Annotated in this window: 6 protein-coding genes; all 6 read left to right on the forward strand. The window is 68.8% G+C overall.

Translation table 11 applies throughout. The features are described from left to right. The first annotated feature begins 292 nt into the window (after positions 1-292). Entirely contained in the window at positions 293-4,552 is a 4,260-nt protein-coding gene (locus tag AC3CH1_RS26010) for a discoidin domain-containing protein (RefSeq protein ID WP_488465134.1), read from the forward strand. 492 nt (positions 4,553-5,044) lie between these two features. After that, a complete protein-coding gene (locus AC3CH1_RS26015) occupies positions 5,045-6,463 on the forward strand; it encodes an extracellular solute-binding protein (RefSeq protein WP_488465135.1) in 1,419 nt (472 codons plus the stop codon). A gap of 118 nt (positions 6,464-6,581) precedes the next feature. Further along, on the forward strand, positions 6,582-7,538 hold the full coding sequence (locus AC3CH1_RS26020) for a carbohydrate ABC transporter permease (protein WP_488465136.1): 957 nt from the start codon (positions 6,582-6,584) through the stop codon (positions 7,536-7,538). 15 nt (positions 7,539-7,553) lie between these two features. Beyond that, the gene (locus tag AC3CH1_RS26025) at positions 7,554-8,429 is read left to right on the forward strand and encodes a carbohydrate ABC transporter permease (protein WP_488465137.1); all 876 of its coding nucleotides are present in this window, start codon (positions 7,554-7,556) and stop codon (positions 8,427-8,429) included. A 121-nt stretch (positions 8,430-8,550) separates the two neighbouring features. After that, positions 8,551-10,155 (forward strand): glycoside hydrolase family 13 protein, encoded by a 1,605-nt coding sequence (locus tag AC3CH1_RS26030; RefSeq protein WP_488465138.1) that lies wholly within the window; start codon positions 8,551-8,553, stop codon positions 10,153-10,155. Positions 10,156-10,376: 221 nt separating this feature from the next. Further along, entirely contained in the window at positions 10,377-12,335 is a 1,959-nt protein-coding gene (locus AC3CH1_RS26035; RefSeq protein ID WP_488465139.1) for a glycosyl hydrolase family 28-related protein, read from the forward strand. Positions 12,336-12,437: the final 102 nt, after the last annotated feature.

Below are 12,437 nucleotides of genomic sequence, written 5' to 3' on the forward strand. Positions count from 1 at the left end.
GGTGCAACGGGGCCGGCCACGGCGGTGGCCGGCCCCTCCCCAGCACGGAACCACCCCGTCGGCCCCACCGCGCGGGGCCGTAGGCATGCCCGCCTGCGGCCAGGACCGCCCGGTGTCGGTCAACTGCCTTTTGGCGTAGACGAGTTGCTCATTGTCTGCAACTCTTCCACCGTTCACGGCAAATGAGCGACAAAGATCCGAGTCCAGGCACCTTCGACGAGCCGCCCCGCGCAGCCCGTGGGCGCGATACCGAGACAGAGGACAGATGAGACTTGACTGGAGATCGCGGTGCATGAGCGCCGTGATCGTGACGAGCCTCCTGGCGCTGGGCGGTCCTCTCATGACCGCCCACGCCGCCGGAGGACCCAACCTCGCGGTGGGCGACCCCGCGAAAGCGAGCAGCGCCCTGCCCGAGTACGGGGCCGGGAACGCCACGGACGGGAACCAGGGAACGTACTGGCAGAGCTCCGGATCGAGCCTCCCGCAGTGGGTGCAGGCCGACCTCGGTTCGAGCACCCGGATCGACGAGGTCGTCCTGAAGCTCCCCGCGGGCTGGGAGAGCCGTGACCAGACCCTGTCCGTCCAGGGCAGCGCCGACGGCACCAGCTTCACCACGCTCAAGAGCTCGGCCCGGTACTCCTTCACCCCGGCCGCCGGCAACACCGTCACGGTGAGCTTCCCGGCCGCCCAGGCGCGCTTCGTACGCGTCGACATCACCGCCAACACCGGCTGGCAGGCGGCCCAGCTCTCCGAGCTGGAGGTGCACGGCGCCGAGGGGAGCTCGGGGAACCTCGCCGCGGGCAGGACCCTCACCGCGAGCAGCCACACCGAGGTCTACGCGGCCGGCAACGCCAACGACGCCAACAACGCGACCTACTGGGAGAGCCGGAACGGTGACCTGCCCCAGTGGCTGCGAGCCGACCTGGGCTCCTCCGTCCGCGTCGACCGCGTCGTCCTGCGCCTGCCCGACGGCTGGGCCACGCGCAGCCAGACGCTCAAGATCCAGAGCAGCGCCAACGGCACGGACTTCACCGATCTCACGGCATCCAAGGCCTACGAGTTCGCCTCCTCGGCCCAGAACACGGTGACCATCCCGTTCGGAGCCGTCACCGCCCGGTACGTACGGGTCCTGGTCACCGCGAACACCTCGCAACCGGCCGCGCAGCTCTCCGAGTTCGAGGTCTACGGTCCCGGCACCGGCGACACCCAGGCGCCGACGGCCCCAGCGAACCTGGCGTTCACCGAGCCGACGGCGGGCCAGGTGAAACTGACCTGGGCGGCCGCCACCGACAACACGGGCGTCACCGGCTACGACATCTACGCCGACAACACGCTGCTGACGAGCGTGGCGGGCGGCGTCACCACCTACACGGACAACCGCCCCGCGAACCAGACGGTGACCTACTACGTCCGCGCCAAGGACGCCGCCGGCAACCAGTCGGCCAACAGCGAGACGGTCACCCGGCGGGCCGACACGGGCGACACGCAGGCGCCGACGGCCCCAGCGAACCTGGCGTTCACCGAGCCGTCGGCGGGTCAGGTGAAACTGACCTGGACGGCCGCCACCGACAACACGGGCGTCACCGGCTACGACATCTACGCCAACAACACGCTGCGCGGCAGCGTGGCAGGCAACGTCACCACCTACACCGACACCCTTGCGGCCTCCGCCACCGTCACCTACCACGTGCGCGCCAAGGACGCCGTCGGCAACCGCTCGGGCGACAGCAACAGCGTCACCCGTAACGGCAGCGGCTCCACGGGCTCCAACCTCGCCGTCGGCAAGGCGATCGCCGCCTCTTCCTCGGTGCACAGCTTCGTCGCCGCGAACGCCAACGACAACAGCACCAGCACCTACTGGGAGGGCGCGGGCGGCAGCTACCCCCAGACCCTCACCGTCAAGCTCGGCTCCAACGCCGACCTCGACCGGCTCGTCCTGAAGCTCGACCCGGCCACCGCATGGGGCGCCCGGAACCAGACCATCGAGGTCCTCGGCCGCGAGCAGAGCGCCTCCGGCTTCACCAGCCTCACCGCCGCCAAGAGCTACGCGTTCAACCCGGCAGCGGGGAACACGGTGACCGTCCCGGTCACCGCGCGCGTCGCCGACGTCCAGCTGAAGTTCACCGCCAACAGCGGCTCTTCCGCCGGCCAACTCGCGGAGTTCCAGGTCATCGGCGTGCCCGCGCCCAACCCGGACCTGGAGGTGACCGGCCTGACCACGACGCCGGACGCCCCGGTCGAGTCGGACGAGATCACGGTCAAGGCCACCGTCCGCAACAGCGGCCCGGCCGCGGCCCCGGCCAGTGCCGTCGCGCTGCGTCTGGGCGGCACCAAGGTCGCCACCGCCCAGGTCGGCGCCCTCGCGGCCGGCGCACAGACCACGGTCAGTGGATCCATAGGCGCCCGGGACGCGGGCTCCTACCAGCTCAGCGCGGTCGTGGACGAGACGAACGCGGTCATCGAGCAGAACGAGACCAACAACACCTACACGCGCCCGAGCGCGCTGGTCGTCAAGCCGGTCGAGAGCTCCGACCTGATCGCGACCTCGGTGACGACCTCGCCCTCCAGCCCGGCCGCCGGTGACACGGTTACCTTCAAGGCCGCGGTGAAGAACCAGGGCACGCAGGCGAGCGCCTCGGGCAGCCACGGAGTCTCCCTCACCCTGGTCGACGCCAAGGGCGACACGGTCAAGACCCTCACCGGCGCGCACACCGGGACCATCGCGGCAGGCGCCACCGCCGAGGTGAACCTCGGCACGTGGACAGCGGCCAACGGCTCGTACACCGTGAAGACGGTGCTCGCGGCCGACGCCAACGAACTGCCGGTGAAGCGCGGCAACAACACCTCCAGCCAGCCGCTGTTCGTCGGGCGCGGCGCGAACATGCCCTACACGATGTACGAGGCGGAGGACGGCAACCCGGGCGGCGGCGCCAATGTCGTCGGCCCCAACCGCACCGTCGGCGACATCGCCGGCGAGGCCTCCGGCCGCAAGGCGGTCAATCTGGACGCGACGGGCGAGTACGTCGAGTTCACCGCCCGCGCGGCGACGAACACCCTGGTCACCCGCTTCTCCCTGCCGGACGCCCCCGGTGGCGGCGGCATCGACTCCTCGATCAACGTCTACGTCGACGGAGTATTCAAGAAGGCGCTGCCGCTGACGTCGAAGTACGCCTGGCTGTACGGTGCGGAGACCCAGCCGGAGAACGCCCCGTCGGCCGGCGGTCCGCGCCACATCTACGACGAGGCTCATCTGCTTCTCGGTGAGACCGTCCCGGCGGGCAGCAAGATCCGTCTCCAGAAGGACGCCGCCAACAAGGCCGCGAACTACGCGATCGACTTCGTCAACCTGGAGCAGGTGGCCCCGGCCACCAACCCCGACCCGGCCGCGTATGCCGTACCCACCGGTTTCGGACAGCAGGACGTCCAGAACGCCCTGGACAGGGTCCGCATGGACTCCACCGGCAAGCTCGTCGGCGTCTACCTGCCGCCCGGTGACTACCAGACGTCGAGCAAGTTCCAGGTCTACGGCAAGCCCGTCAAGGTCGTCGGTGCCGGTCCCTGGTTCACCAAGTTCCACGCTCCGGCCTCGCAGAACAACACCGACGTCGGCTTCCGCGCCGAGGCCGCCGCGAAGGGGTCGTCGTTCCGTGACTTCGCCTACTTCGGCAACTACACCTCGCGCATCGACGGTCCGGGCAAGGTCTTCGACTTCGCCAACGTGACCGACATGGAGATCGACAACATCTGGACCGAGCACATGGTCTGCCTCTACTGGGGCGCCAACACGGACCGGATCACCATCAAGAACTCGCGCATCCGCAACATGTTCGCCGACGGCGTCAACATGACGAACGGCTCGACCGACAACCACGTCGTCAACAACGACGCCCGCGCCACGGGCGACGACAGCTTCGCCCTGTTCTCCGCGATCGACGCGGGCGGCGCGGACATGAAGAACAACGTCTACGAGAACCTCACCAGCACGCTGACCTGGCGTGCGGCGGGTGTGGCCGTCTACGGCGGCTACGACAACACCTTCCGCAACATCCACATCGCCGACACCCTGGTCTACTCGGGCGTGACCGTCTCCTCGCTCGACTTCGGCTACGCGATGAACGGGTTCGGCACCGAGCCGACCACCCTGGAGAACATCTCCATCGTGCGGGCCGGCGGCCACTTCTGGGGCAACCAGACCTTCCCCGGGCTGTGGCTCTTCTCCGCCTCCAAGGTGTTCCAGGGCATCCGGGTGAACAACGTCGACATCATCGAGCCCACCTACAGCGGCATCATGTTCCAGACGAACTACGTCGGCGGCCAACCGCAGTTCCCGATCAAGGACACCGTTCTCACGGACATCTCGATCACCGGGGCCCGCAAGAGCGGCGACGCCTGGGACGCCAAGTCCGGCTTCGGCCTCTGGGCCAACGAGATGCCCGAGACGGGGCAGGGCCCCGCCGTCGGTGAGGTGACCTTCAACGGTCTGCGCATGGACGGCAACGCCGTCGACGTCCGCAACACCACGTCCACCTTCAAGATCAACATCAACCCGTAGGCGCGGTCCTCGGCCTCCTGTGGAGGCGAACCGTCGGCGCAGGTCCCGCCCGGGGCCTGCGCCGACGGTGGTCAGGAGCGCCGCTCGTGGGGCTTGCCGGCACGTGACGCCGCCAGGCCGTGACGCCCGGCCGGAGAGGGCTCGCAAGGTGCTCGCCGAGGGTGCGAGGGACCAAGGCCCGCCCCGGCGCGTGGACCGCGTTCGATGCCGCCCGAGGGCCGCCCGAGGGTCGCCCGGGCCGGATGCCCCGTGCCGACCCGTGCGGTCGTGACGGGCGTGGCCATGTCGTTGCCACCTGCCGCATGACGGCCCTCTGCGTATCGGTCACGGTTCGATTACGAACTTCTGTCATGCAATTGCGAAATGAGCGCGAGATATTGCGTTCACTTGTTTGTGGTGGTTGAGTGTGCGCATCCCCACAACGCCACCATCGGTGAGGGGACTCACGTCTTCGCACCGCTCCTCCTCGCTCATGCCCAAAGGGGTCTGCTCATGAGAAGTGCCCGGTTCCGCCGCAGCCGTCGTGCCGCCGCGATCTCCCTCGTCTCGGCTCTGTCGCTGACCGCGCTCGCCGCCTGCGGCACGAGCAGCAGTGACGACAGCGGCAACGGCGGGTCCCAGCAGAACGGTTCGTCCGATCCGACGAAGCCGCTGGACCCCAAGGCCAAGGTGACGCTCTCGATCGACTGCATGCCGTCCGCGGCGAAGGTGCCCGAGCTGAAGGAGTGGAAGGAGGACGTCGCCGCCTTCAAGAAGATGTACCCGAACGTCACGATCGACGGGCGCTCGACCCCGGGCCAGTGTCTGGAGCCGCCGCGGTTCACCGCGATGCTCAAGGCGAAGTCGCAGCCGGACGTGTTCTACACCTACTTCACCGACCTGCCGCAGGTCCTCGACAACGACGGCGCCGAGGACATCACCGCGTACGTCAACGACAAGTCCGTGCCGGCGCTGAAGGACATCGACCCGAACGTCCTCAACTCCCTGAAGCAGGACGGCAAGCTCTACGGCCTGCCCACCAGTAACTACACCATGGGCCTGCTGATCAACCGCAAGCTCTTCAAGGACGCGGGCCTGAACCCGGACGCCCCGCCGCGCACCTGGGAAGAGGTGCGGGCCGCTGCCAAGAAGATCGCCGGTCTCGGCAAGGGCGTCTCCGGCTTCGGTGAGTACAGCGCGGGCAACCAGGGCGGATGGCACTTCACCGCCCAGATGTACAGCGTCGGCGGCGACGTGGTCGACGCGAGCGGCAAGAAGGCGGCGTTCAACAACGAGCTGGGCAAGAAGGTCGCCGAGAACCTCCGCGCCATGCGCTGGGAGGACGACTCCATGGGCAAGACCCAGCTGCTGAAGTGGGGCGAGCTCCAGAAGCAGATAGCCACCGACAAGCTCGGCATGTTCCTCGCCGCCCCCGACGACATCGCCTACATGGCCCAGCAGTTGGGCGCGAAGTACGACAACTTCGGCATGGGCCCGATCCCCGGCGGTGAGAACACGCTGGCCGGTGGCAACAACTACATGATCAAGAAGGGGATCTCCTCCGACAAGATCAAGGCCGCCGTCGCCTGGCTCAACTTCAAGAACCTCACGGTCGGCAAGGGACAGTTCGACTGGGCCCGCACCAAGGCCGACGGCCTGCCGGTGGGAATCCCGCAGCCGAACTTCTGGCTGAACGAGTCCAAGGCGACGGACGACGCGGCGCGCATCACCCACGCCACCATGCCGGTCGAGAACTTCAAGACCTTCATGGACAACCCCGTCGCGGGCAAGGCCGAGCCGCCGAAGGCGCAGGAGGTCTACAAGATCCTCGACAACATCATGTCGGCCGTCCTCACCAACAAGGACGCCGACATCGACAAGCTGCTCTCCTCGGCCGAGACCCAGGTCAACCAGGTCCTGGCCAACCAGTAGGTGGGCCCGGGTGGGGCGGGAACGCGTCTTCCCCACCCGGTGACCGGCCCCATCGGGCCGGCCCCCAGCGCCCGACTCCGTCGGGTCCAGAACCGGCAGACAGTACCAAGGAGAGACGATGTCGGCCCCCAGCCTGACCCCGAGCAAGGCGGACCACCGCCCCTCCCCGCCCCCGGAGGCGGGACACGCGCCCCCCGGCGGCCGGTTCGCCCGAAGCCTGCGGCGCAACCTGACCGCCCACGCCTTCCTCATCGGCGCGGTGCTCTGCTTCGGCGTCTTCTCCTGGTACCCGATGGTGCGGGAGTTCTTCCTCGCCTTCCAGAAGACGGAGGACGGCCGCACGACCTGGGTCGGTCTCGACAACCTGAGGACGGTCGTCAACGACCCGGCCTTCTGGCAGGCGTGGAGCAACACCGCCCTGTTCACGTTGCTGGCCCTGGTCCTCGGCTTCGCGGTGCCGTTCCTGGTCGCGGTCGTCATCAACGAGTTCCAGCACGGCCAGGGCTATCTGCGGCTGCTCGTCTACCTCCCCGTGATGCTGCCGCCGGTCGCCTCGGTCCTCCTCTTCAAGTACCTCTACGACCCCGGCTACGGGCTCCTCAACGAGCTGTTCACCTCGATCGGCCTGCCCGAACAGCAATGGCTGCAAGATCCCGACCTCTCGTTGCTCGCCGTCGTCATCGCCTCGACCTGGATGAACATGGGCGGCGCGACCCTGATCTACCTCGCCTCCCTCCAGTCCATCCCCGGCGAGCTGTACGAAGCCTCCGAACTCGACGGAGCGGGAATCCTCCGCAAGCTCTGGCACGTCACCATCCCGCAGACCCGCCTCATCCTTTCGCTGATGGCGCTCATGCAGGTCATCGCGACGATGCAGGTCTTCGTCGAGCCCTTCCTGCTCACCGGCGGCGCGGGCCCCGAGGGTTCGACGACGACGATCGTCTACCTCATCTACCAGTACGCATTCAACTTCAACAACTACGGTGCCGCGGCGGCGCTCGGCCTGCTCCTGCTCGTACTCCTGGCCGGTTTCTCGGCGGTGTACGTCAAGCTCAGCCGCGCCGAGGACGAGTAGGACCGGAGACCAGCCATGTCCACACGCACGCTCATCTCGCCGGCCGTCCTCGCCAGGCCCCGCGGGAAGGTCCTCTACTGGACCGTCTTCGCAGCCGTCATCCTCCTGTTCACCCTGGTCTTCCTGGGCCCCCTCTACTGGCTCGTCTCCAGCGGTTTCAAGGACGCCCAGGAAGTCATCCAGACCCCGCCCACCCTGGTCCCCGAAAGCTTCGAGCCGGACAACTACTCCCGGGCGTGGGAGGTGATGGACCTCGCCACACTCCTCTTCAACACCCTCTACTACGCTTTCGGCGCGCTCGCCTTCCAGCTGATCCTCGATGTCGCGGCCGCCTACTCCCTGTCGAAGCTGCGGCCCCTGTTCGGCAAGGCGATCCTCGGCATGATGCTCGCGACGCTGATGATCCCGGCGACCGTGCTCGTCGTCCCCCAGTACCTGACCGTGCTCGACGTCCCGATCATCGAGCGCAACCTGCTCAACACCCCCTGGGCGATCTGGCTGCCGGCCGTCACCAACGCCTTCAACATCTTCCTGCTGAAGCGGTTCTTCGACTCCATTCCCAAAGAGCTGCTCGACGCGGCCTCGATGGACGGGGCCTCCTCCATGCGGGTCCTGTGGTCGATCGTGCTGCCGATCTCCCGCCCCATCCTCGGCGTCGTGTCGATCTTCGCGGTCGTGGGGGTGTGGAAGGACTTCCTCTGGCCCATGCTGACCCTGCCCGACCCGGCGAAGCAGACCCTCAACGTGGGCATCTACTCGCTCTCCAACGGCGTACCCGTCAACGTACTGATCGCCGCGCTGACCATCGCCTCCATCCCCACCCTGCTGATCTTCATGATCTTCCAGCGGAACATCATGAGCGGCCTCACCGCGGGCGGCCTCAAGGGCTGAACAGGCCCGCCCCCCCGCCCCAGCACGAGCCCGCACCCCATAAGCCTTCGCCGCCGGCCCGATCGCCGCCCCGCTACCGGGGCCGGCGGCGAAGAACCACCCTGCCCGAAAGGACCGATCCGTGGCAGCCCCTCAGACGCCCCGCACCGACGACTGGTGGCGCGACGCCGTCATCTACCAGGTGTACCCACGCAGCTTCGCCGACGGCGACGGCGACGGCACCGGGGACCTCGCGGGCGCCCGGGCGCGACTGCCCTACCTCGCCGAACTCGGCGTCGACGCGGTCTGGTTCACCCCCTGGTACCTCTCCCCGCTGGTGGACGGCGGCTACGACGTCGCCGACTACCGCACCATCGATCCGGCCTTCGGCACCCTCGCCGAAGCCGAGAAGCTGATCGCCGAGGCCCGCGAGCTCGGCATCCGGACGATCATCGACATCGTCCCCAACCACGTCTCCGACCAGCACGCCTGGTTCCAGGCCGCGCTCGCCGCCCGCCCGGGAAGCCCGGAGCGCGCCCGGTTCCACTTCCGGCCCGGCCGCGGAGAGACCGGCGAACTCCCGCCCAACGACTGGCCCTCCCAGTTCTCCGGCAACACCTGGACCCGGGTCCCGGACGGTGAGTGGTACCTCCACCTCTTCACCCCCGAACAACCCGACCTCAACTGGTCCCACCCCGACGTGCGCCGCGAACACGAGGACGTCCTGCGCTTCTGGTTCGAACGAGGCGTCGCCGGCGTACGCATCGACTCCGCCGCCCTGCTCACCAAGGAGCCGGACCTCCGCGACTTCGTCGAGGGCGTCGACCCGCACCCCTACATCGACCTGGACGAGATCCACGACATCTACCGGTCCTGGCGGACCATCGCGGACGAGTACGACGGCGTGTTCGTCGGAGAGGTCTGGCTGCCCGACGCGGAACGCTTCGCCCGCTACCTGCGCCCCGACGAACTGCACACCGCGTTCAACTTCAACTTCCTCTCCTGCCCCTGGGAGCCGGACCGGCTGCGCCGCACCATCGACGACACCCTCGCCGAACACGCTCCCGTCGGGGCCCCCGCCACCTGGGTCCTGTGCAACCACGACGTGACGCGCACAGCCACCCGTTACGGCCGCGAGGACACCGGCTTCGACTTCGCGAAGAAGCGCTTCGGCACCCCCACCGACCTCGATCTCGGCACCCGGCGCGCCCGCGCGGCAGCCCTGCTCACCCTCGCCCTGCCCGGCTCGGTCTACCTCTACCAGGGGGAGGAACTGGGCCTCCCCGAGGCAGACATCCCCCTGGACCGCATCCAGGACCCCATGCACGCCCGCTCGGGCGGAACCGACCCCGGCCGCGACGGCTGCCGCGTCCCGCTGCCCTGGGAAGCCGACGAGCCCTCCTTCGGCTTCGGCGGCGGTACGGTGCCGTGGCTGCCGCAGCCCACCGACTGGTCCCGCTACGCCGTCGACCGGCAGGCTGCCGACCCCCTCTCGATGCTCGGCCTCTACCGCACGGCGCTGAGCCTGCGGCGCAAGGAAGCGGGATTCGGCGACGGTCCCATGGACTGGCTTCCCTCGCCCGACGGCGTACTGACCTTCGCCCGTGCCGACGACCTCCTCTGCGTCGCCAACCTCTCCGGCCAATCGGTGCTCCTTCCGCCGCACACCGAGGTTCTGCTGGCCAGTGAGGAACTGCCCGCGGACGGCACGCTCCCTTCCGACACCGCCGTCTGGCTGCGTACCTGACCGCGCCGCCACCGGCGGGACGCCCGGTGCGCGGACCCTCTCCAGGGCCCGTGCACCGGGCCTGCTGCTCCCACCGCCCGACCCGCACGTACGGGCGGCTTCTCCTTCACCTCTGACAGAAGCGAGCCGCAATGCGCGACAACAGCCCAACCGGACGCGGTGTACGCGGCCGTCGAAGAACCCTCCTGGCCACCGCTGCCCTCACACTGAGCCTGAGCGTGATGTTCGACGGCCTCGCGACGGCGAGCCCGGCCGGCCAGGAGCCGGGCGCCCGCACCGCCGCCCCGGTCGTCACCAGAGCCGCCCTCGCACCGGCGCTCGTCGCGGGCCGCGGAGCCACGGTCGCCTTCGACGAACAGGAGGCGGAGAACGCCGCCACCGACGGCAAGGTCATCGGACCCGACCGCACCCCCTACACACTTCCCTCCGAAGCCTCAGGACGCTCCGCCGTCCAGCTGGCTCCGGGACAGCACGTCGAGTTCGTCCTTCCCCGGGACGCCAACGCCCTCACCGTCCGCTACAGCATCCCCGACGCGCCCGAGGGCGGCGGCATCACCGCTCCGCTCGACGTGCGAGTCGACGGACGCCACCGCAAGACGATGACCCTGACGTCCCAGTACTCCTGGCTCTACAACCAGTACCCCTTCACCAACGACCCGCGCGCCGACCTGCTCCACCCCGACTGGTGGATCACCGAGTGCGCCTGCGTCCCGGCCGCCACTTCTCCCGCGCCGGAGATCACCAAGCCCTTCCGGCCCACCCACTTCTACGACGAGCAGCGTCTCCTCCTCGGCAGGACCCACCGGGCGGGGCAGCGGATCCGCCTCACCGCCCCGGCCGGCAGCGCCGCCGCCTGGACGGTGATCGACCTGCTCGACACCGAACTCGTCGCCCGGCCGCACGTGGAGCACGGCGCGGTGAACGTCCTGGCCTTTGGCGCGGACCCCACCGGCCGACACGACGCGGCCCCCGCCATCGAGCGCGCCATCGCCCTCGCCCGGCGCCTGGACCGGCCCGTCCACCTTCCCAGGGGCACGTTCCGCGTCGACCGGCACATCATCGTCGACGACGTCACCATCGTCGGCGCCGGCAACTGGCACACCGTCCTCAAGGGCCGCCAGGTCACCCTCGCCGAGCCCGCCCCGGACGGCTCCCGCCACACCGGGGTCGGTCTGTACGGCAAGAACGCGGCCCAAGGCGGCAGCCGGAACGTACACCTCTCCGGCTTCGCCATCGAGGGTGACGTGCGCGAGCGGATCGACAGCGACCAGGTCAACGCGATCGGCGGGGCCATGAGCGACTCGACCATCGACGGCCTTTACCTGCACCGCACCAAGGTCGGCCTCTGGTTCGACGGCCCCATGGCGAACGTGAAGGTCACGAACAACGTGATCACCGACCAGATCGCCGACGCCCTCAACTTCCACACGGGAGTCACCGACTCCCTCGCCCACAACAACTTCATCCGCAACACCGGCGACGACGGCCTGGCCATGTGGTCGGACAAGTCCACCGACGCACGCAACACCTTCTCCCGCAACACCGTCCAGTCCCCGACCCTCGCCAACGGCATCGCCGTCTACGGCGGCCAGGACAACACCGTCAGCGGCAACCTCGTCGCCGACCCCGTCCGCGAAGGCAGCGGACTGCACGCCGGCGCCCGCTTCGGGGCCGAACCCTTCACCGGCACGCTCCGCTTCACCGACAACACGACCGTCCGGGCCGGCACCCTCGACCTCAACTGGAAGATCGGTCTCGGAGCCATCTGGTTCTACGCCCTGGACAAGAGCATCGACGCCGACATCCGGGTCACCGGCGACCACTACCTGGACTCCACCTACAACGCGATCATGATGGTCAGCGAGTACGGCGTGAAGGACGAGGTCGACATCCCCGGAGTCCACTTCAAGGACGTTCGCGTCGACGGCGCCGGCACCTCCGTCCTCAGCGCCCGGACCAAGGGAGCCGCCACCTTCGAGAACGTCGACGCCCGCAACGTCGGAGCAGTAGGCGTCAACAACTGCGGATCCTTCAACTTCCCGGCGACAGGATCGGAATTCGCCCTGACCGACCTCGGCGGCAACGACGGCGGCTGGCTGGCGCCGTGGATGCTCCCCAACACCATCACCTGCGACGACCGCCCTCCGGTCGTCGCGCCCCCGGCGCCCTCGACCTGGTGACGCCCCCGCTACAGGCATGAAGGTGTGGGCGGTGCGACCGGACCGCGGGCCGGTCGCACCGCCCCCACCGCCTTCCCCACATCACCACCAGAGATGACACGC

The sequence above is a fragment of the Streptomyces sp. MGP-P1 genome, assembly GCF_057766565.1.

What these genes read in the sequence shown, in the direction of transcription:
- AC3CH1_RS26010 (WP_488465134.1), top strand. Translation starts at nt 293, where the DNA reads ATGAGCGCCGTGATCGTGACGAGCCTCCTGGCGCTGGGCGGTCCTCTC.
- AC3CH1_RS26015 (WP_488465135.1), top strand. Translation starts at nt 5,045, where the DNA reads ATGAGAAGTGCCCGGTTCCGCCGCAGCCGTCGTGCCGCCGCGATCTCC.
- AC3CH1_RS26020 (WP_488465136.1), top strand. Translation starts at nt 6,582, where the DNA reads ATGTCGGCCCCCAGCCTGACCCCGAGCAAGGCGGACCACCGCCCCTCC.
- AC3CH1_RS26025 (WP_488465137.1), top strand. Translation starts at nt 7,554, where the DNA reads ATGTCCACACGCACGCTCATCTCGCCGGCCGTCCTCGCCAGGCCCCGC.
- AC3CH1_RS26035 (WP_488465139.1), top strand. Translation starts at nt 10,377, where the DNA reads ATGTTCGACGGCCTCGCGACGGCGAGCCCGGCCGGCCAGGAGCCGGGC.